This is a genomic window from Paenarthrobacter sp. YIM B13468 (assembly GCF_042788025.1).
GTDB classification, from domain to species: domain Bacteria; phylum Actinomycetota; class Actinomycetes; order Actinomycetales; family Micrococcaceae; genus Arthrobacter; species Arthrobacter aromaticivorans.
Window position 1 is genome coordinate 51,092 of the sequence record NZ_JBHZPI010000006.1, and the last position, 20,596, is coordinate 71,687.

General features: G+C 61.1%; 20 protein-coding genes. 13 read left to right on the forward strand and 7 right to left on the reverse strand.

What is annotated here, in order from left to right:
• Positions 1-113 precede the first annotated feature (113 nt).
• Both nrdF and ACFX4T_RS07750 read left to right on the forward strand, forming a co-directional pair.
• The gene (gene nrdF / locus ACFX4T_RS07745; protein WP_377651379.1) at positions 114-1,088 is read left to right on the forward strand and encodes a class 1b ribonucleoside-diphosphate reductase subunit beta; all 975 of its coding nucleotides are present in this window, start codon (positions 114-116) and stop codon (positions 1,086-1,088) included.
• A gap of 196 nt (positions 1,089-1,284) precedes the next feature.
• A complete protein-coding gene (locus ACFX4T_RS07750; RefSeq protein WP_377651380.1) occupies positions 1,285-1,713 on the forward strand; it encodes a DUF5956 family protein in 429 nt (142 codons plus the stop codon).
• Here the strand turns inward: ACFX4T_RS07750 and ACFX4T_RS07755 are convergent.
• Together ACFX4T_RS07755 and ACFX4T_RS07760 are read right to left on the reverse strand one after the other, a co-directional pair.
• Positions 1,701-1,925, reverse strand: coding sequence for a transposase (locus tag ACFX4T_RS07755; RefSeq protein WP_377651447.1), 225 nt, complete (start codon positions 1,923-1,925; stop codon positions 1,701-1,703). The two genes, ACFX4T_RS07750 and ACFX4T_RS07755, sit on opposite strands and share 13 nt — an antisense overlap.
• 162 nt (positions 1,926-2,087) lie before the next feature.
• Positions 2,088-3,392, reverse strand: a complete 1,305-nt coding sequence (locus ACFX4T_RS07760) for a DUF222 domain-containing protein (protein ID WP_377651381.1) — start codon at positions 3,390-3,392, stop codon at positions 2,088-2,090.
• Positions 3,393-3,532: 140 nt separating this feature from the next.
• Between ACFX4T_RS07760 and ACFX4T_RS07765 the strand changes: the two genes are divergently transcribed.
• Positions 3,533-4,489 carry a dienelactone hydrolase family protein gene (locus ACFX4T_RS07765; RefSeq protein ID WP_377651382.1) on the forward strand — a complete coding sequence of 319 codons (957 nt, stop codon included), beginning with the start codon at positions 3,533-3,535 and terminating at the stop codon, positions 4,487-4,489.
• A 2-nt stretch (positions 4,490-4,491) separates the two neighbouring features.
• Here ACFX4T_RS07765 and ACFX4T_RS07770 read toward each other — a convergent pair whose 3' ends face one another.
• Complete coding sequence (locus tag ACFX4T_RS07770; RefSeq protein WP_216925517.1) at positions 4,492-5,595, reverse strand: YhcG family protein; 1,104 nt, start codon at positions 5,593-5,595, stop codon at positions 4,492-4,494.
• Positions 5,596-5,655: 60 nt separating this feature from the next.
• Between ACFX4T_RS07770 and ACFX4T_RS07775 the strand changes: the two genes are divergently transcribed.
• Complete coding sequence (locus ACFX4T_RS07775) at positions 5,656-6,141, forward strand: DNA alkylation repair protein (protein WP_377651383.1); 486 nt, start codon at positions 5,656-5,658, stop codon at positions 6,139-6,141.
• A gap of 79 nt (positions 6,142-6,220) precedes the next feature.
• On the forward strand, positions 6,221-7,729 hold the full coding sequence (locus ACFX4T_RS07780; protein WP_377651384.1) for an FAD-dependent oxidoreductase: 1,509 nt from the start codon (positions 6,221-6,223) through the stop codon (positions 7,727-7,729).
• Here ACFX4T_RS07780 and ACFX4T_RS07785 read toward each other — a convergent pair whose 3' ends face one another.
• Positions 7,730-8,692 carry a hypothetical protein gene (locus tag ACFX4T_RS07785; protein WP_377651385.1) on the reverse strand — a complete coding sequence of 321 codons (963 nt, stop codon included), beginning with the start codon at positions 8,690-8,692 and terminating at the stop codon, positions 7,730-7,732. It abuts the gene before it with no gap.
• A gap of 105 nt (positions 8,693-8,797) precedes the next feature.
• Between ACFX4T_RS07785 and ACFX4T_RS07790 the strand changes: the two genes are divergently transcribed.
• The 4 genes from ACFX4T_RS07790 (at position 8,798) to ACFX4T_RS07805 (ending at position 13,305) form a co-directional block, all read left to right on the forward strand.
• Positions 8,798-9,286, forward strand: coding sequence for a DedA family protein (locus ACFX4T_RS07790; RefSeq protein ID WP_377651386.1), 489 nt, complete (start codon positions 8,798-8,800; stop codon positions 9,284-9,286).
• A 31-nt stretch (positions 9,287-9,317) separates the two neighbouring features.
• On the forward strand, positions 9,318-10,121 hold the full coding sequence (locus ACFX4T_RS07795) for a thioesterase family protein (RefSeq protein WP_377651387.1): 804 nt from the start codon (positions 9,318-9,320) through the stop codon (positions 10,119-10,121).
• Positions 10,121-10,891 (forward strand): biotin/lipoate A/B protein ligase family protein, encoded by a 771-nt coding sequence (locus ACFX4T_RS07800; RefSeq protein ID WP_377651388.1) that lies wholly within the window; start codon positions 10,121-10,123, stop codon positions 10,889-10,891. The genes ACFX4T_RS07795 and ACFX4T_RS07800 overlap by 1 nt, the downstream gene beginning before the upstream one ends.
• Before the next feature lie 86 nt (positions 10,892-10,977).
• A complete protein-coding gene (locus ACFX4T_RS07805) occupies positions 10,978-13,305 on the forward strand; it encodes an FdhF/YdeP family oxidoreductase (protein WP_377651448.1) in 2,328 nt (775 codons plus the stop codon).
• Between the two features lie 5 nt (positions 13,306-13,310).
• Here the strand turns inward: ACFX4T_RS07805 and ACFX4T_RS07810 are convergent, their stop codons facing one another.
• Complete coding sequence (locus ACFX4T_RS07810; RefSeq protein WP_017197512.1) at positions 13,311-13,568, reverse strand: mycoredoxin; 258 nt, start codon at positions 13,566-13,568, stop codon at positions 13,311-13,313.
• Between the two features lie 147 nt (positions 13,569-13,715).
• On the opposite strand from ACFX4T_RS07810, the gene ACFX4T_RS07815 reads away from it, so the two are divergent.
• Entirely contained in the window at positions 13,716-14,480 is a 765-nt protein-coding gene (locus tag ACFX4T_RS07815) for an SOS response-associated peptidase (protein ID WP_377651389.1), read from the forward strand.
• On the opposite strand, the gene ACFX4T_RS07820 is transcribed toward ACFX4T_RS07815, so the two are convergent.
• Both ACFX4T_RS07820 and ACFX4T_RS07825 read right to left on the reverse strand, forming a co-directional pair.
• Entirely contained in the window at positions 14,481-14,870 is a 390-nt protein-coding gene (locus tag ACFX4T_RS07820; RefSeq protein ID WP_216925525.1) for a hypothetical protein, read from the reverse strand. It abuts the gene before it with no gap.
• Positions 14,871-14,915: 45 nt separating this feature from the next.
• A complete protein-coding gene (locus ACFX4T_RS07825) occupies positions 14,916-15,455 on the reverse strand; it encodes a TetR/AcrR family transcriptional regulator (protein ID WP_377651390.1) in 540 nt (179 codons plus the stop codon).
• Positions 15,456-15,513: 58 nt separating this feature from the next.
• On the opposite strand from ACFX4T_RS07825, the gene ACFX4T_RS07830 reads away from it, so the two are divergent.
• From ACFX4T_RS07830 to ACFX4T_RS07840, 3 genes are all read left to right on the forward strand, one after another.
• Positions 15,514-16,587 (forward strand): FAD-dependent monooxygenase, encoded by a 1,074-nt coding sequence (locus ACFX4T_RS07830; protein ID WP_377651391.1) that lies wholly within the window; start codon positions 15,514-15,516, stop codon positions 16,585-16,587.
• 109 nt (positions 16,588-16,696) lie between these two features.
• Positions 16,697-17,041 (forward strand): DUF6504 family protein, encoded by a 345-nt coding sequence (locus ACFX4T_RS07835; protein ID WP_216925528.1) that lies wholly within the window; start codon positions 16,697-16,699, stop codon positions 17,039-17,041.
• 3 nt (positions 17,042-17,044) lie between these two features.
• Positions 17,045-20,578, forward strand: coding sequence for a DNA polymerase III subunit alpha (locus ACFX4T_RS07840; RefSeq protein ID WP_377651392.1), 3,534 nt, complete (start codon positions 17,045-17,047; stop codon positions 20,576-20,578).
• Positions 20,579-20,596: the final 18 nt, after the last annotated feature.

Genomic DNA, 20,596 nt, shown 5'->3' on the forward strand with positions numbered 1-20,596 from the left:
TATCGGTTGATATCTTGCGGCAGCTGCCGCTTGCAAAACTAAAGATTACGACGGCGGGTCACCACCCGCCGTCGTACGCTTACCTTAAGAACCCAACGCTAAAAGGGGATGAAATGACCGAAAAGGTCAAGCTGCTTAGCCACGTCGAAGCAATCAACTGGAACAAGATCCAGGACGACAAGGACGTGGAAGTCTGGAACCGACTGGTCAACAACTTCTGGCTTCCGGAAAAGGTGCCGCTGTCCAACGACGTCCAGTCGTGGCACACGCTGACGCCGGAAGAGCAGCAGCTCACCATGCGCGTTTTCACGGGTCTCACCCTGCTGGACACCATCCAGGGGACCGTCGGCGCCGTGTCGTTGATCCCGGATGCGCTGACGCCGCACGAAGAGGCCGTGTACACCAACATCGCTTTCATGGAATCGGTGCACGCCAAGTCCTACTCGTCCATCTTCTCCACCCTGTGCTCCACCAAGGAGATTGACGACGCTTTCCGCTGGTCGCTCGAGAACGAGAACCTGCAGAAGAAGGCGCAGATCGTCATGGACTACTACCAGGGCGACGACCCCCTGAAGCGCAAGGTGGCCTCCACGCTGCTGGAAAGCTTCCTCTTCTACTCGGGCTTCTACCTGCCCATGTACTGGTCCTCGCGCGCCAAGCTCACGAACACGGCCGACCTCATCCGCCTCATCATTCGTGACGAGGCCGTGCACGGTTATTACATCGGCTACAAGTTCCAGAAGGGCCTGGAGAAGGTTTCCGAGGCCCGCAAGCACGAAATCAAGGACTACACGTTCGAGCTTCTCTTCGAGCTGTACGAAAACGAAGTCCAGTACACGCACGACCTCTATGACGGCGTCGGCCTGGCCGAGGACGTCAAGAAGTTCCTGCACTACAACGCCAACAAGGCCCTCATGAACCTCGGCTACGAGGCCATGTTCCCGGCCTCCGTCACCGACGTGAACCCGGCCATCCTGTCGGCACTTTCCCCGAATGCCGATGAGAACCACGACTTCTTCTCCGGCTCGGGCTCCTCCTACGTGATTGGCAAGGCTGTCAACACAGAGGATGAGGACTGGGAGTTCTAAGACCGTTCAGGTCCCGGTATCTTCAAGGCCCCTTACGCTCTGCGTGAACTGGTCCCCGGAAGTTGGACTCGTGCGAGCTCCACTCTGGCGTCGGCTTTGCAAGGAAGTCCCCGTCCCACTTGGGACGGGGACTTCGTCGTTGCTGATGTAGTTTGAGTCTGTGTCTTAGTCTTCATCCGACCGCAGAGGTGTGCACGTGTGGAATGAATTTTCGACGACGCCATCGCCGGCCGGCTTCGTTTTACTTCCTGAGAATGGGTGGGAAGCGCTGGTGCTTGCCGTCGCTGGCCCTGGCCGTGGTGTCCGTAATCCCAAACGCAGCATTCCAAAGGAGATCTCGGTTGTTACGGCAACTGCGGGCTCCCCAACGATCAAGAAAGTCCCTTTCACCGACCAGGACCAAGAGGTTATTGACGACTTCTTGGATGACTACCTTGTGGCAGCGGGTTTTGAGCCTCGGCCAAGGGGCTTTGACTGGTATCTGCGGTTGCCTAAGGGAGTCACGTCTGTTGACGAACTAAGCGTTCTCCTCAACGCCGCCGTGGCTTCGGAAGATGCTGGCGGGCATCCATCCCAAGTCCGCCCTGTATTCGAACGAGTAATCGCAAAGCTTTATGCGGACTGATCGTGCTTGTGCGAACTGGAAGAGTTTTTCCTTGAGATGTCCAGAGTGCGCCACGAGACGTAGGGCAAACCGAGAGCCCGCATCAACTGCAGCATCGTCTTTCTTGCCACCGCCCAGCCACGGTTGAGCAGTTCCCTAACCCGCCGGTGCCCGTACGGCCCATGGTTCTTCTCAAAGATGTCCGTGATGGAGGACCTGAGCTCCTCTTGCAGGTCAGGGTTTTGAAGGCCCGCCTGATGATAGAAAAACGTTGATCAGGCAAAACCCGCGACCTGAAAAAGAAGCGGAAGCGGGAAGTCGGCCTTGAGGGCGATGAGGGCCTGGACCTTCACCTTTGTTTTTGAGCCCTCAAGGCCCGCAATTTTCCCACATGGCTATCCCGGGCGTGGACTTCGAGGCAGTTGCCCCTGCAGTACTCGTTCATATCCTGGTAATGGAGGTGCGGTGGAACGGTAGCTGTGCCCGGTGGGCGTGGTAACCGTCAACGTGTGTCTCCCTGCGGGTTCTGGTTTGGCCCTCCACCCTGGGTTCTCTTTGGTGTGGTTGCATTGTTCGCAGAGCCCGGCACCGTTGCCCGCGCTGGTTGATCCGTCTTTGTGCCAGGGGATGATGTGGTCGATATGCCGGATGGGTGCGTCGCAATAGGGCGTGCGGCAGCTGTGGTCGCGGGTTTCGATGAACCGTCTCATTCCTTTGGGGAAGAGGCGTGCCCGTGAGTCTGTCGCGAGGAGTTCGCCCGTGCTTGGTGAAGTAAACAGTCGTCGGAGCCAAACGGTGAAGTCTTGGTCTGTCTTGCTGTCACTGCCAGTCAAGAGTTCCCTGGCCCATTCGGCTGGGACTGTGCCGTAACCGTTCAGCCGTGCGGGCTCCGCGTCGCCTTGGAGCAAGGTGCGGTCGGTCATGACGAGTTGAAGGTCGATCCCAGAGAACCCTGCAGGCGAACCGGTGATGCGTTCGACGAGGGCGTCCGCCATGACCTGGCCCCGGGACCGGCTATCCCCGCCGGAGCGGGCGGAGTCTGCGTGCCGGGTGAGGGCAGCGTATGCGGCGACGCCTTGCGCGACGGGCAGCAGCGCGGTCAGGTACGTCATGGTGTCCGGTGCGGGGCGGAGGCTGACATGCCGTTCCGAGGCCGCATGGGCGGCGCGTTGAGTGACCGAGCGCGGATCCCTGCGGTAGGCGGCTGCTTTGACTGCGGCGATGATGGCGCGGTCTCCAGCGCCGTCGAAGGTTCCGGTGTCGGCGGCGAGTTCTTCGTCAACGGCACAGCGGTCTTCGACAGAAAGGCAGGCTGTTTCCTTCACCAGCAGCGTTGCCCGCCACTCGTTGAGCTGGCCGGTCTCCAGCGCAGCCAGGGTGCGTGGCATTCCGGTCACCAAGGCTTTGGCGAAGCCAAGGAGACGCGATCCCTTATTCGGAGACTCCCGCCGGGCAAGGGCAACCTGGGCTGATACGCCTTGGCCCCGTTCAGCAGCCGGAAGCCCCGCTGCTGCCTGCTCTTGACGCTGGGCAAGGTCAAAGGCCACGGCTATCTTCGCCTGCAAGCCTGAGATGGCAGACTTCATATCCTCAAGAGCACGGAGTTGATTTATCAGGTCACCGCTGACGCTGCCTGCATGAGCACGTGCAGGCACCGAGGCGACCCCCTGGGTGGCTTGTATCTGCTGACTCCGGCTCATATTTTCACTATGTCAGCACCCACCGACATTACTACCGGCGCGAATTTTGGCGGCAGATCGAAACCGTCCGTGAACCCTTCCCGCCCTTGCCCGCGTCTGTCCATCAGAGGAAGATGTTGGCCAACTTCGGGAGGACGCAAGTGGTTCAACTTGAGAAGTTTGAAAAGTACTTGATCGAAGAGTTCTACGACGATTACCGCTCGGGCGACCTGTCCCACGGGACCTTCACCAGGCGCGTGGCGTTCATCATGGGAAGCATGACCGCGGCTGCGGCGGCTATGACGCTGGTGGGCTGTACACCGGACGAGGTGCCAAAAATAGGGGACCCAATGCCCACGGCCTCAGTAAGGTCGGGAAACACCACAGCGGTCCCCAACGCCAAGAGTCCGCTGACGGTACCGGAAGGGGCCGCTAGCCTGAAAACAGAAACCGTGAAGTTCACTTCCGGAGGGACCGAGATCGGCGGGTACCTCGCCAGGCCCGAGAATGCTAAGCCGGGCCCGGCCGTCCTGATCTGTCACGAAAACCGCGGCCTCACGCCCCACATCCAGGACGTCGCCCGGCGTTTTGCCAAGGAAGGCTACGCAGCTTTGGCGCTGGATCTCCTCAGCAGGGAGGGTGGCACCGCATCAATGGATCCAGACGCTGTCCCGGGTGCGCTCACCAAGGCAGGAGCCCAGCGGCACGTTGGCGACTTCCAAGCTGCATTCGAGTATCTGAACGACCAGGATTTCGTGGAGAAGGGCCGCATTGCCATGGTCGGCTTCTGTTTTGGTGGAGGCATCACCTGGCAGGCAGCGACCGAGATCCCGGGGCTGAAGGCAACCTCCGCGTTCTACGGCCCAGCCCCGGACCCTGCGAAGGTGCCCAACATCAAAGCCGCCGTTTTTGGTGTCTACGCTGAAAAAGACGCGCGGATCACCGGTTCCATGCCGCAGTTGAAGGACGCCCTGGACGCAACGCACGTCAAGCACCAACTCAAGGTGTACCCGGGTGTGGACCATGCATTCCACAACGACACAAGCGACCGCTACAACGAGGCCCAGGCTACGGCTGCCTGGAACGACACCTTGGCTTGGTTCAAGGAAAACGTCTGAGGTCAGTCCGGCAGGACACCGTCCCGCCTGGCCAACTCGGCCTCCAGGGTCTCGATGCTGGGCAGGCTTTCCACCAACTCATCAGGCAAGGAGTCAGCCAGAGAGGTTCGCCACTCCGCGATCCCCACCGGAGCGTTGAAGCCACGCAGGGCGTACTCGGCGACGACGCTGTTCTTCTCTTTGCAGAGCAACAGCCCGATGGTGGGTTTGTCGTCCGGGTGAGCCATAAGATCGTCAACCGCAGCCATGTACATGCCCAACTGACCCAGGAATCCGGGCTCGAACTTCACGGCCTTCAGCTCAATGACCATGTAGCAGCGCAATTTCAAATGGTAGAAGAGCAGGTCCGCGAAGAATTCGTCGCCGGCGATGTCCAGCCGGACCTGCTCGCCGACAAAGGCGAAGCCTTGGCCCAGCTCGAGCAGGAATTTCTCCACATGCTTCACCAATTGCACCTCCAGATCCCGTTCCGTGTGCCGATCTGTCATGGCCAGGAAGTCGAAAACGTAAGGATCTTTGGTAGCCTGCTGCGCCAGGTCAGAGTCCGCCCGCACCATGGTGGAAGCAAAGTTGGTAATGGCTTGCCCTGACCGCTCGTGCAAGCGGGTGGCGATCTGGTGCGCCAGGACGTTGCGGGACCATCCATGCTGGGCGGCCGCCGCGGCGTACCAAAGCCGCGTGGCGGCGTCGTCGAGCTTTTCCATCAACGCGATCTGGTGGTACCAGGGCAATGTTGCAAGCGGCGCTTGCAACATTGGGAAGTCCGGCCAGGCCTGGGCGAAACTCTTCATGTACCGCAAGTTCCTGGGGGAGAAGCCTTTCGCTTCAGGGAAGCGGTTCCGGATGTCGGCGGAAAGGCGCGTGACCACCTTGGCGCCCCAGCCTTGCTGCGACTCGCGTTCGACGAGCTGCCGCCCGATGCTCCAATACGAATTCAACAACTCGCTGTTGACAGCCGCCACAGCGCGCGTGCGGCCGGTGCGGACCTCCTGGGCCACGGTGTCGAGCAAGCTGGGGTACCAGTCCGGCATGGAGGAGGCAGCCGGAACGCCTGGAAACGACGCTGTTGTTTTCCCGGGTTCTGTTGCGAGCTCTTGGGACGGCATGTGTCTCCTGTCGTTTGCTGTTGTCGTCACGCTAGGAGGAGGCACTGACAAAATAGAAGCGTGAGTGAAGCCGCCGAGTTCGTGGACTACACGCTCCAGCGTGAGTCGTCGTGGGAGAAGGCCGAGGAAGCCAGATGGCGCCTGGGTGAAAGCTTTAAGGTGTATGGCGCATCCATTGGTGCTGTCCGGGGAACTGTGCGCGATGCCTTGAACAAGTTCAAGAACCTCAGCCATGACGACATCACGGCCCTGAGTTCGGAACTGTGGGATGAACCGGTCTTTGAACGCCGGCTCGCTGCGGTGGTGCTCTTGCAAACCAAAGTGGGCATCCTGGTCAACACGGACCTGACCCGCATTGAGGGCTTCATCAGGCAGTCCGGCACGGAAGAACTTGCTGATCCTCTGGCGGCGGACGTGGTCAAACCCCTGCTCGCCAGGCTCGAAGGGCAGGCTAAGGAACGGGCCGCACGTGTTCTGGAGCGCTGGTCCCAGGACGCGGATCCATGGCTCCGCCGCGCCGCACAACTCGCAGCACACACCTCTTGATAAGGCTGGGTCACCGGCCTACCGTTTTCATCAACACATGCCAGGCGCCAATTCCCTGAATTGAGAGGCAGGTTGTTCGATGAAATCGCTGTGGTTGGACAGGGAATCCAGCTTCACGTCCGATGCAATCCCCGAAGAAAAGCACTTCGACACAATAGTGGCGGGCGCCGGGCTCACAGGAATGGTGACGGCTCTGCTGTTGTCCAGATCCGGTCAGCGTGTGGCGGTCTTGGAAGCGCGGACCTTGGGAGCTGTTACCACCGGCAACACCACGGGCAAACTAAGCCTCCTGCAAGGAGGGGCACTCTCGGCCCTGCGTGGCCAGTACTCGCTGAAAGTGGTGCAAGCCTATGTGGAGGCGAATCGTACGGGCCAGGCGTGGCTGATGCGGTATATGGAAGAGCAAGGCATCGCCTTTCAGCGCCGGACGGCAGTCACGTTCGCAACCACCGACGACGGCGGCCAGCGGCTGCGCAAGGAGGCTGCGGTTTCACGGGACGCCGGTTTGGACGTGCACTTCAGCCGTGACCCCGGGCTGCCATTTCCTGTGGTTGAGGCACTGGAACTCGATGACCAGGCGCAGATCCACCCCATGGAAGTCCTGGAGACACTCGCCAAGGACATTCGGGAGCACGGCGGAATAATTGTTGAGGGTGTCCAGGTACAGAATGTGGGTTCTGACCTTCCCGTGGAAGTATCCACGCGAAAGGGGGCGTTCACCGCGGACACCGTCGTCATTGCTACTGGCACGCCAATCTTGGACCGCGGACTCTATTTCGCCAAGCTCGAACCCAATCGGTCATACGCTGCGGCTCTTCGGCTTCCAGGTGAAACCCAGCCACCGAGCGGAATGTACTTGAGCATTGATCCACCTACGCGTTCCCAACGCACCCACCCGACGCCGGAGGGTGAGTTGTTGCTGGTAGGTGGCTATGGACATACCGGCGGCCAGGCAGCCTCACCCAAGGCGCACCTGGATGACCTTCTCGGCTGGGCCAACCAGCATTACCCGGGCGCGGAGGTCACCCATACGTGGTCTGCCCAGGACTACCGGCCAACCAACCTCGTTCCCTTCTTCGGCAAGATGCCCCGGGGTCACGGCCGCATCTTCTTCGGAACCGGCTACAACAAGTGGGGCATGAGCAACGGAGTAGCTGCCGCGTTGTCCATTACTTCGGACATTCTGGGCGGCCAGTCTGATTGGGCCAAGGTCATACACCACCGCGTTACGTCGCCCCAGGGCGCTTTGGAAGCCGTTCGCCTCAATGCCAGCGTCGCCAAGCGCATGGTCGAGGACAAAGCCAGGGTCAGGAGCAATCCGGAAATCACGGACCAGACCCGTCCCCCGGAGGGGAGCGGCGTCGTCGGGCTTTACAAGGGTGAACCGGCAGCTGTGTCTACCGTTGATGGCAATGTCTGTATGGTGTCGGCCAGCTGCGCCCACTTGGGAGGCTTGCTGAGCTGGAACGACGCCGAGAAATCCTGGGATTGCCCCTTGCACGGTTCCAGATACGCTCCCGACGGCAAGTACCTGGAAGGCCCGGCAACCCATAATCTGCAGAAGTCGCCGATTAAAAAGAAGGACTAGTCACGCCAACCGTTCGACGCGCCGCCGGGCCTGGTCCGCGGCGCGTCGTTGCTGCGTGGCGGCCCGGACTGCCAGCTTCTTCTGCGACTCAGCGGCTTCGGCGTCCCGGGTGATCCCGATCAGCTCAGCTTCGAGGGAAGCTAAACGCTTCTTTACTTTGGCAATCTCAGCCTCGACTTCCGAACGCCTGCCTGCGACTTCCTTGACAACATTCCACGCCTTGGATGCGCCTTCTTCCGCCGCCGTGGCTTCCTGATCCGCTGCCTCAAACTCGGTGCGGGCTTCTTCCAACGCGGCCTGGCGCTTTTGGGACCGGCGTTCGGCCAGGGATGTGGCGGTTTCCGCGGGTGCTTTTTCTTTCGTCTGCGACCCTTGTTTCTTCTTGCTCTGGGGTGCTGGCCTGGGTTCGGCAGGCAGCTTCACTTTTGGCGGTTCGCCCACACCCGGGATTTCGTCGGGATTTGTTGCAGCGACGGCATCTGTCAGGTCCACGGACTCGAAACCGCTGCCGCTTAGCCCGCGCACCAGCCGGCCGGTCGTCACCGCCGCTGCGGCGCCGGCGTCGGCCATGACAGCCCGAAAAGTCTGCTCCACATCGGCGGCGCCGGCCGCGCTGAGCGGCGCTCCCAGCCCGCCCGCCAGGTCCTTTGCCGCGTGCACGGCCAAGGTCAGTTGGCCTTGGCGCTGCTGGCCAAGTTCACGGAAGGCTTCCGCATCTCCCTCCTCTTGTGCTGCACGGAGGGAAGCGCCAAAACGCACGACGCCGTCAATCACCTCGGGTTGGTGGACGGCAAGCATGTTGATGGCCCAGGCGCCGGCGGCGGGCTTTGGCAAGCTGCCGATTTCCTTGGCGAGGTCCTTCTCACCTGCCTCCTTTGCTTGCCGTGCCAAGGCTGTCCGCTCCGCAGTGAATTCACGCGGAAGCACGGCGTACAACTGTTGGGCGGCATCGCGGAGATCCATGACTTCATCCTAGGTGCGCTTGTGCCGACCCTGGCTGGTGGTCCCGAGTACTTGTCCGAGGGACCTGGTCCAGGAACCAGCAGCGCTTAGGGTAGCCTAAGTCACGTGGACCAGATCATGAGTTTGCCCTTTGGCGTCGCGCTTGCGGCGCTGTTCGCGATTGTCATGATCCGCGTCAATGTCACGTACTGGCTGGGTCGAGGAGCAATTGCCGGCTTCGCACACACCCGCTTCGGCGCGTCGCTTCAACGCCCCCGGGCAGCCCAGGCCCAAGCCCTCATTCAGCGTTGGGGTCCGTACGCCGTCGTGCTCTCCTTCCTGACCATCGGCCTGCAGACGGCCGTTAATCTGGCCGCCGGTGCAGCGCGGATGCCGCTGCACCGCTATCTCCCCGCCGCCGTCGGGGGCTCCATCATCTGGGCGTTGCTGTACGCAACTATCGGCCTCGCTGCACTTGAGGCGTGGCTTGCGGTAGCCGCGGCGTCGCCGGCCGGTGCCGGGCTGTCCGTGCTGGCTGTGATCGCCGTGATCGTCTGGGTGGTCGTTGCCCGGCGGCGTCGGTCGGCTGCCAAATCAGCGGATACAGTGGTCTGAGTTCTACTGCTGGATCGGCGAAAGGCTCGCGTTGACAACTTCATTACCGGAACTGGCGGAGGGCAACTTCTACTACGAATCGTTGGGTGAGGGCCGCTACCGCTCCACGATTCATGCCCAAGGTGCCTGGAATCCGCACGAACAACACATGGCCCCTGCCTCGGGCATCATGGCTGACGCCCTCCTGAGGCATGAGCCGCGCGAGGATGTCCGTATGGCGCGTATCAGCTACGAGATCCTCGGGTTGATCCCCGGCGGCGAGTTCCAGGTAACCACCTCAACCTTGCGGCCGGGACGAACCATTGAACTTATCCAGGCTGAGCTTTCCGCCGGAGGGCGTGTCGCCATCCGTGCCGCAGCGTGGCGCATGATCACCAGCGACACCAGCGCTGTAGCAGCGTTCGAAGACGAGCCGATGCCCGCGCCGGATGAATGCAAGCTGTGGGATGGTGCCAGCGTCTGGCCCGGTGGTTACATCCGTTCCTTGGAAATGCGTATCGGCGAAGGCCATCGGCCAGGTTCGGGCAGGGTGTGGATCCGGACCATGCATCCTTTGACGGACAAGGAAGACAGCAGCGATCTTGCCCGGCTCATGGGATTGGTCGACACCGCCAATGGCATCGCGGCACGGGTTCCCCCAGGGGAGAACAGCTACATCTTCCCCAACGTGGACCTGCAGATTCACATGTACCGGGCGCCTTCTGGCGAGTGGCTCGGGCTGGACAACAAAGTCTCCTTCGGAGCCGATGGCATCGGCCTGACGTCCAGCGTGCTCCATGACATCAACGGACCTTTCGGCAGGGCCGAGCAAATCCTGACGCTGAGGAAAAGCTGATGAGCGAAGCACGGAACGAACCCGACGGCGGAGCATCCACCCGCCGTGACCTCACCGTTTACCGTCAAGAGGAATCCCTCGGTGCAGCAGAGGATCTTGATTTTGCGCTGGAGCTGCTGAAGCGGGCCCGCAGCGGGCAACTGGGGCCCTCCCTGCGCTTGTACCGCCCGCAGCCCACCGTTGCCTTTGGCCAGCGCGACGCGAACCTGCCCGGCTTCAGGGCTGCCGAAGATGCTTGCCGGGAGCTCGGCTTCGAGCCACTTGTGCGGAAAGCCGGTGGACGTGCGGCTGCCTACCACCAGGGCACCTTGGTGATTGATCATATTGAGCCGCACCCTGACGCGATCGTCCGTGCGAAAGCCCGCTTCGCCGAGTTCGGTGAGTTGCTGGCTGGTGCGCTTCGCAGCGTCGGCGTCCACGCCGCCGTCGGGGAGATCCCAGGGGAGTACTGCCCCGGGGAATTCAGCGTGCACGGGCAGAACTCGGAGTTTCCCGCCCATCGCATCAAGCTGATTGGAACGGCCCAGCGGGTGGTTTCCGGAGGGTGGCTGTTCAGCTCCGTGATTGTGGTGGAGAACTCCAGTCCTATCCGTGACGTTCTGACGGCGAGCTACGCTGCACTTGGCCTCGATTGGGATCCGGCTACCGCCGGTGCTGCAAATGACCTGCTGCCCCACTTGGACGTCAAAACGGTGGAGGACGCTGTGGTTGACGCTTACCGCGGCTATGCGCACGTGGTGGACGGCGACTTCCGGACTCTCTTGGCCTAGGAGGCTTTCACCGCCATTGAGCGTGCTGGGGGCCGGGCTTAGGCTGAGGGGAACAGGAATCTAACCCCACGAAACCTGGTGGAATGATGGGCCGGAAGAAGCACCCAATTCAGGATACCGACGTCGACTTGAGCGTCAGCGAACCCAAGAGGTCCGCCGCCGGTTTGCCCAGCCTCAGCGAAACCCTTCCCCACGCGATGGCCCATATGGGCCCGTCCCGCGCATGGAAGACCCTTACAGCGGTCAACCAAAAAGACGGTTTCGACTGCATGAGCTGTGCCTGGCCTGATCCGCCGGAACGCAAGGCCGCCGAATTCTGTGAAAACGGCGCCAAGGCTATCGGGTGGGAGGCGGAGCCACTGAGGATCCCCACAGGGTTTTGGGCGGAAAATCCTCTCAGTTCCCTGGAGTCCCGTTCCGAGTACTGGCTAGGGCAGCAGGGCAGGTTGGTGGAGCCCGTGTATAAGGCAGCAGGGGCGGAGCACTATGCGCCCATCAGTTGGGAGCGGGCCTTCGGTATCGTTGCGAGCGAGTTGAACGCCCTGGATGACCCCAATGAGGCCACGTTTTACACCAGTGGACGCACCAGCAACGAGGCAGCGTTCCTGTACCAACTATTCGTCAGGGCCTTCGGGACCAACAACCTTCCCGATTGTTCCAATATGTGCCACGAATCCACGGGTATAGCCATGGGCGAGACCATCGGCGTGGGTAAATCGGCCATCACCTACACGGACTTCGCCAAGTCGGACCTGATCATCATCATGGGGCAGAACCCGGGAACCTGCCATCCTCGGATGCTGACGGCACTGGAGGAGGCCAAACTCGCGGGTGCGTCCATCGTCGCGGTTAATCCGCTGCCCGAGGCTGGCCTGATCAACTTCCGGAACCCGCAACGCGTCCGCGGCCTCGCCGGTAAGGGAACGGACCTGGCTGACCAATTCCTGCAGATCCGGCTCGCCGGGGACATGGCCCTGCTGCAGGCCCTTTCCAAGCGCGTCCTGGACGCCGAAAGTGCAGCGCCCGGTACTGTGCTGGACCGCACCTTCATCGATGAGCACTGCCAGGGCTTTGTTGGGTTCGCTGCCCACCTCGCAACCTTGCAGGAACGGGACGTTCTCGCGGCCACCGGCCTGCGAAGCGCAGAAATCGATGAACTCGCAGACAGGTACATCCGCGCGGACAAGGTCATCATCACGTGGGCGATGGGACTGACCCAGCACAAAAAGGCGGTGCCCACCATCAAGGAAATCATCAACCTCCTTCTGCTCCGCGGCAACATTGGAAAACCGGGGGCCGGACCCTCACCGATCCGTGGTCACAGCAATGTGCAGGGTGACCGGACCATGGGCATTTGGGAGAAGATGCCTCCGCGGTTCCTTGAGGCCTTGCAGGACGAGTTTGGCTTTGACCCGCCACGGAAGGCGGGCGTCGATTCGGTGGACAGTATCCGTGGAATGCGTGATGGCAGGATCAAGGTCCTCATCGCGCTGGGCGGGAACCTGGTGCATGCGATCTCGGACACCGCGGTCGCTGAGCAGGCTGTGCGTCGGACCAGGCTTTCAGTACAGATTTCCACCAAGCTGAATCGCTCGCATGTGGTGTGCGGCGAGCAGGCCCTGATCCTTCCGACCCTTGGCCGTACCGAAATCGACAAGCAGGACGGGATTGAGCAGTTTGTCACGGTGGAGGACACCGTCTGCGCTGTGCACCGCTCCGCAGGGCCGCTGGAACCCATCGCTGCGGATGTCCTCTCCGAGGTGGCGATTGTCACACGGATGGCCGAGGCGGTCCTTGACCACAAGGTTCCGGTGGATTGGGCGGGCCTCAGGCGTAATTACGACACCATCCGTGACCACATTTCCCACGTAGTCCCGGGATTTGAGGACTTCAACGTGCGCATCCGCGAGCGCGACGGTTTCGTACTTCCGCATGGCCCCAGGGATTCGCGGACGTTCCCCACAGCAACGGGGAAAGCCGTTTTTTCTGTCAACGACCTGGAAACCATTGAAGTACCGCCGGGGAGACTGCTCCTTCAGACTGTGCGGTCCCATGACCAGTTCAATACCACCACGTACTCCATGAATGATCGTTACCGTGGGATCAAGAAGGGCCGCATGGTTTTGTTGGTGAACCCTGAGGATCTGGCGGGGTTGGGTTTCCAGGACGGCGCCTATGTGGATGTGCACAGCGAAGCCGACGATGGCGTTGACCGTGTGCTGCGCCAGTTGCGTTTAGTGGCGTACCCCAGTGCCAGGGGCTGCGCGACTGCGTATTATCCGGAAGCGAATGTGTTGGTGCCGCTGGATTCAACAGCGGAGGGCAGCAATACGCCGGCGTCGAAGTCCGTGATTATTCGTCTTGAACCGGCTGCCGCCCCAATTTTCGAGGCGGCGGCCGGACAGCGGAAGTGAATGCCTTAGGCTGCGAGGCGGTTTTCTACTTCGGAAGCAGAAGGGTTGGTTGCTGCGGTTCCGTCCGGGAACAGGACGGTGGGGACGGTGCGGTTGCCTCCGTTGAGCTGCTCGACGAGTTCGGCCGTGCCATCTACTTCTTCGATGTTGATCTCGGTGTAGCCGATGCCCTTGGCGTCGAGCTGCTTCTTCAGGCGGTTGCAGTAGCCGCACCAGGTGGTCGAGAACATGGTGATGGTGCCGGAGTCGGGAGTGAAGTCCACAGAGCTCTCCTCAGTATTGGTCGTTTCACGGGTGATTCGTTGGTATCAACCGTAACCTGCAGCCCAATAATTCCCGTGAGGCCGGGAATCGGGGTTACGTCACATTCCGGGCTGGTGTGTCCATAGACGACACGGCAGACTGTTCCCATGTGTGGACGTTATGTGATGGCCCGTGCCGTGGGGGACCTGCTGGCTGACTTTGATGCCAAACTTGAAAACGAGATCGCCCTCGAAAAATCGTGGAATGTAGCTCCAACGGATGCTGTTCCGATTGTGCTGGAAAGGCTCGTGGACGATGGGCTGAAGCGGCAGTTGCACGTTGCGCGCTGGGGTTTGGTGCCCTCGTGGGCGAAAGATCCCAAAGGCGGCGCGCGCCTGATCAATGCCCGCAGTGAGACCCTCTTGGAGAAGCCGTCCTTCCGAAAAGCTGCTGCGGCCAGGCGGTGCGCTGTTCCTGCCGATGGCTATTACGAGTGGAAGAAGGGCGAAGGAAAAAGCAAGCAGCCGTATTACGTGCATCCTGCGGATGGTGGGGGTGTGGTGTTTGCCGGGTTGTATGAATGGTGGCGGGACCAGTCAGCGTCTGATGATGATCCGGCCCGTTGGTTGCTGTCCATGTCGATTCTCACGGCAGACACCCCGACGGCCGAGTCGGCCATTACCCGGCGGAGTGCCTCGGTGTTCGATGAGCTGACTGCCCTGCATGACCGCGTTCCATTGCCCATGAGCAGGGACACGATGGAAGCCTGGTTGAATCCGCGCGAAGATGATGCGGCCGGCCTCGTGGATCTGGTGCGGTCAAAGGCGCACGACGCCGCTGCCAGCTGGACGCTCGACGCGGTGGGTGCCGCCGTCGGCAATGTCCGCAACAACGGACCGGAACTCATTGAGCCGGTGGAGGGCCTTTTCTAGCTAGAGCGCTTCCGTGACCGGAACGCCGGCTTGGAACTCGCGGCCATCCGCCTCGCTGAAGGCCGTCATGACGTGGCCTTTACTGAGTCCATGGATGGCGGACATCGGAAAGTTTCCGGTGATCACGTTTCCAGAATGTTCCACGCCCTTGATGTCATAGTTTTCCTCGGCACTGAGTGAGTGGTTGAAGGAGTAGAACGAGATCGCTTCTCCATTCATGAACTCAATGCCCAGCCTGCGTTGGGAGGAATAGTCCTCGCTGGCAGCAACAAGGCCCACGACATAAGCGCCGGAGCCCGGTATGTTGCCTTCGATTTCGAATCTCGCAACGAGGTTGTCATCTGCGGCGGAGATACTGACCTGCTTCAGGAGTGCGTCATTGGTACTCATGCCACAATCCTGCTCTGTGGACCCGCCCGCGTCCACCCCTTTGCTTCATCCCTCCAAGAGTCGCCGGACGTTGGCTGCGATTGTCGGTTGATCCACCGCCTGGCCGCGGCGTGCCGTCAGGAGATGCATGGCCAGTCCGTCGCCGTAGTCGGCTACCGCTTCTGCTCGGGCCCTTGGGTCAGGAATTCCCATGGAATCGAGCACCTGTTCAAGAGCTGAAATCATCCTCTGGTGCCCGGCGGCCACCACCTCGGGTTGGTCCAGGGCAAAGGTGAATCGTGCCCGGGTCAGTTCAGCGTGATTATTCGCGAGCCGGAGCAGCGCTCCCGCGAGCTGTTCCGCCAAGGCGGCTACCGACGTCGGGAATTCGGATCCACCCTGCTGCTGGAGCAGGAGCGAGTCGCGTTCTTCAACGCGGTCGACGGCGGCAGCCACCAAAGCGGCACGGTTGCGGAAGTAATTGGAGGTCGTTCCGACGGCCACGCCGGCTTCCGCGTCAACGGCCCGGTGGGTCAGTCCCTTGAGGCCTTTAGCGGCCACCACGGCGAGGGCCGCGTCGGCAAGGTCGGTTCGTCTGTCAGGCATGGCGAAAGTCTAGTCTTTAACCTCACCATTACTACAAATGTAGTAGTACATTGGCATCATGAAAAAGGTGGAAATCGTCGGTGGTGGCATAGCAGGCCTCGCCTTGGCAGGAACTCTTGATCCCAGCCAGTTTCATGTCACTGTGTACGAGCAGCGGGCCGGCCTCCCGGCAGTAGGAACCACCCTGGCCATGTGGCCCGAAGCCCAGGAGGCCCTGGCCTCATTGGGGATCCTTGGCGCCGTCCGGGAAAACAGCCCCGTCATCAGGGGTGGCGCGCTCCGGAGTGCCATAGGAGTGCCGTGGCTGAGTGTGGAAGGGCAGAACCTTGTGGGCGCAGCACGCCACACGCTCCTTCGGCTCCTCGACTCAGCCGTACCCTCAACAGTCCAACGACGCATCGAAAAGCTGGACGCGGTCCCAAGCGACGCCCACTTGATAGTGGCTGCGGATGGGGTACACAGCATGGTGAGGCGCTCCGTGTGGGGCCAATCGCGTGCGGCCAAGCTGACACCCTACCTCGCCGTTCGAGGCGTCATTGCCGAGGAACCGGACAGTGAAACCATAGGTGAGTATTGGGGGCGCGGAGACCTCTTTGGCATAGGCCCTTCAAGCGGCGGAACCAACTGGTATGCATCCTTCCGCTCCGGGATGGGGCCCGAGGGAATTGACGTCGGCGAAGCCCTTGCAGTGACGCGCCGCCGCTACGCCGGGCACTCGCAGGGAATCCAGCATGTCCTGCGAGTAGCGACACCCGAAACATCATTGGCACAACGCATTTGGACCACCCCGCCGCTGCGGCGTTATTCGCGGGGCAATGTGGTCCTCATCGGCGACGCAGCCCACGCCATGGCTCCCAACCTCGGGCGAGGCGCCTGTGAGTCGCTGATAGACGCCGTCGCCTTGGGTAAGCTCGTCAACACCCTGCCCCTGGACCAGGCCCTCGATGCCTACAACCGTCAGCGCGTTCTTCGGACCCAGCAATACCGCATCGGTTCATCCTTGATGATGCGCGTGGCGCTCGCAGAAGGTGCGCAACCCATGCGCGACAAGCTGCTCGACCTTGCTGCCAAGCGGAAGTCCGCTGTCAATCGAAAGCCCAAGGCGCCCGGAGGGAGCAAAACTTCCCAGTAGGTTTTGTCGGAGGGGCGGCGTAAACTGGATATATTCGAACATACATTCGAATCATGATTTAGCGATGATCTTAGATCCAGGGCGATGCTCACAGGCAAGGAGTGTGGATATGGGGCTTTTCAGTGAGTCCGTGGACGTCATCTGCACGGATGTTGGCCAGCCGCAGGAAATCCAGTGGAAAGGAACCCGCTACGTCGTCATCAACGAACCCCTCAGATGGTATGAACGACGCCAATGGTGGGTAGAAGAAAGCCGGGCACCACTGGGAAGCGGCGCAGGCTTGGTGGACCACGAGATCTGGCGGGTCCAACTCCATCGCCCGCAGGACGAAGAGCAACCCGGCCCAACCATCACCCTTGACCTCGTCCGCCATCTCGCCAGCGGCCGCTGGCGGCTCCTGCGTATCCACGACGCCGCACCGGCCCAAGCAGTCGAACCAGACGAAGCCGCCTGAACCTTGAGCTTCACACACCTGCACGTCTCCACAGCCTTCAGCGCCCACTACGGCGTCTCCTGGCCGGACGAACTTGCCCAGTCAGCCGCAGCAGACGGCGCAACAGCGCTCGCCTGCACAGACCGGGATGGCTTGTACGGCACCATCAAGCACCTCAAAGCATGCATGGACGCCGGTATCGACCCCATCATCGGCGTGGACCTGGCAATATTCGACGACGACGGCGACCACCGCACCCAAGTAGCGGGCCGCGTCGTCGTACTCGCCCACGGCAACAACAACGGCGCCGGCTATCGCGCCCTCTGCCGACTCATTTCGGACGCCCATGCCCGCACCTCCGGCAAAGCCGGGGGAGTAGTGCCCGTCGCCGTAACCAGGGCAGAACTCGCATCGCGGACACTGGACCCGCAAACCCTCAAGCCCGTGTTGACCGTCCTCATAGGACCGGACTCCGATGTAGGCCGCGCCATGGGAGGACGGAAATATCTTCGGCCCCGCACACTCTTCAAACAATGGATCGACGCCATGCCGCCCGGGACAATCGTCGCCGAAGCCGTATCCCACCTCAGCGCTCCTGGAGAACCCCTCAGCACAGCCCACGCCGTACGCATGCTCAAGCTCGCCCTCGAATACAACGTCCCCGCCATCCTCAGCAACGCCGTCCGCTACTGCGCCCAGGACGGCGCCCCCACCGCAGACGTCCTGGACTCCGCGCGCACCCTAAAATCCCTCCCTGAACTCTCATCGACCCCCCTGCTGCAACCAACCGGCCTGCTGCAACCAACTGGGCAGGGGTGGTTGAAAAACGCCCAACAAATGCTCCAACTCGGCAAGGAAATCATGGGCGCCGCAGGCCAAGGAGCGGCAGGGCTGAACAAGCTGCTCTCCAACACAGAAGCGCTCGCAGACAAATGCCGTATCGATCCCGTCCTGGACATGGGATGGAAAAAGCCCGTTGTTCCCGAAGCTTCCATCATCGGCATCGAACGCGACCCCATGGTGGAACTCACCCAACGATGCGAGGCAGGAATCACCCGGCGATTCCCAGGCATCAACGGCAATGCGGAAAAACAGATGCGCTCGCGGTTGCAGCATGAGCTGGGGATCATCGACAAACTCGGCTTTGCCTCCTACTTCCTCACTGTTGCGGAAGTATCCAGGATGATCATCGAGATGGGCGTCCGGGTAGCTGCCAGAGGCTCCGGGGCCTCCAGCCTGGTCAACTATCTGATCGACATCAGCCAAGTGGATCCCATCCGGCATGACCTCATTTTTGAACGGTTCCTCTCGGGTCGCCGATCCACCCTTCCCGATATTGACATCGACGTCGAAAGCGCCGAACGGCACAACGTCTACCGGAAGATCTTCGAGCGCTTCGGAGCTGAACGGGTGACGCTGATGAGCATGCAGAACGGGTACAGGGCCCGTGGTGCTGTCCGCGATGCCGGCATGGCTCTTGGCATGGACGATGGTGAAATCGGCGAAATTGCCAAGCAGTTGTGGCGGTTCTCCGCGCGCAAATTCAGGGAGGCATTGGTTGAAAAGCCTGAACTCCGAGAATTTGCCGGACGGGTAGAGGCCGGCCGTGAAGGGCCTGGGGGCATGGAGGAAAACCAGCAGTTAGACCTGCTGGTGGATCTCACTGAAAGGTTGGACCGCCTTCCCCGGCACATTTCCATGCACCCGTGCGGGGTGATCCTGGGCGATGCCACGCTCCTGGACAGAACCCCGGTACAGCCCAGCGGGTTGGGGCTGCCCATGAGCCAGTTCGACAAACATGACATGGATCCCATGGGCATGCTCAAGCTGGATGTCCTGGGTGTGCGGATGCAAAGCGCCATGGCGTTTGCGGTGCGGGAAGTTATCCGCCTGCACCCGTCCAAAGCGGAGGTAGTGGCGGCTGGCCACCATCCGGTGGAAGCGGGAGGCACCGGTCCGGACTATATTGCCCCGGACGGCAGGATTGATCTCAACGCGGTGCCTTTCGACGACGAGCCCACCTATGAGTTGATCCGCAGTACCCACACTTTGGGCTGCTTCCAGATTGAATCCCCTGGCCAGCGGGAGCTGATCGGGAAGATGGCGCCGCGGGAATTCAATGACCTCATTATCGATATTTCCTTGTTCCGCCCTGGCCCCATGAAGTCGGATATGGTCCGCCCGTTCCTTGAACACCGGCATGGTTTCGCACCAGAGGTCTATCCACATCCGGACCTGAAGCCCGTTTTGCAGGAAACCCATGGCGTCACGGTTTTCCATGAGCAGATCCTGAAGACCTTCCATGTCATGACAGGTTGTGGTTTGGACCGGGCAGACGAGTTTCGAAGGGCCTTGGGTGACGAGCTCCACGAACCTGAAGTAGAGAGGTATTTTCGTCGGGAAGCGATCAAGAGATACTCCCCGGACGTCGTGGACAAAGTGTGGGGAACCCTCAAAGCCTTCGGCAGTTTCGGTTTCTGCAAAGCCCATGGAGCTGCCTTTGCTGTACCCACCTATCAATCGGCGTGGCTAAAGGCACACCACCCTGAAGCGTTCCTTGCAGGGCTGTGGGAACACGACCCCGGGATGTACCCCAAACGGCTGCTGGTTGCTGAAGCCCGCCGGTTGGGTATTCCCATCCTTCCCTTGGATATTAATCGCAGCCAGGCTGAATACAGGGTGGAAAGAATCCAGGAAAGCCAGGATTCCGGCAAGCTCGGCATTCGCTTGAGCCTGAATGGAATATATGGACTATCGGGAGCGGAGCTGAAGCGGATCGTAGCTGGTCAACCATATGATTCCCTCGCGGATCTCAGGTCCCGGGCCAGGGTGAGCAAACCGAATATCAAAAGGCTCGCCCAACTCGGAGCCTTCGATGCCCTGCACCGGGATGCCGGCGGAACTGCAAACCGTGCCGATCTGGTGCAGCACCTGCAAGCGCTCCAGGGCAGTCCCTCCAAGAAGGCCAGCGGCGTCATTGAAGGGCAATTATCCCTACCCCTTGGTGATGTGGAGTTGCGGAATCTTGCTGCTGGATTACCTGAGCCCAGCATGGTGGAGAACGTGCGTGCAGAGCTTGATCTCATGGCAGTGGACGTGAGTGAGCATCTGATGGAAAGTCATAGGCCTTTGCTGGACAAGCTTGGCGTCACCACGGCGGATAAGCTCTTGGGTCTTCGGAACGGTACCGAGGTACTGGTTGCCGGTGTCCGGATCGCAACGCAGACACCTCCCATGCGTGGTGGGCGCCGCGTGGTGTTCATCAGCATCGACGACGGTACAGGCTGCGTGGATACTGTCTTCTTCCATGAAGCGCAGGAAGAATCGGGTCCACTCCTGTTCGGTACCCGGCTTCTGCTGATCCGCGGAACTACGCGAAGAACAGGTCCCAAGGGAATCAGCCTCAGTGCCAGCAAAGCCTGGGATCTTAGCCGCCCCGAAACTTTACCGTATGCCGAAGTCCTGCCACCCGGCGTCGGGCTTCCGCTTGAATTCACTCATTCGGGGCCCCTTGAGGGTATCTCCAGGAACCTGGCCATCACGGGCCTCGGGAGCTGAATCGCGGCGTCGGCGCGC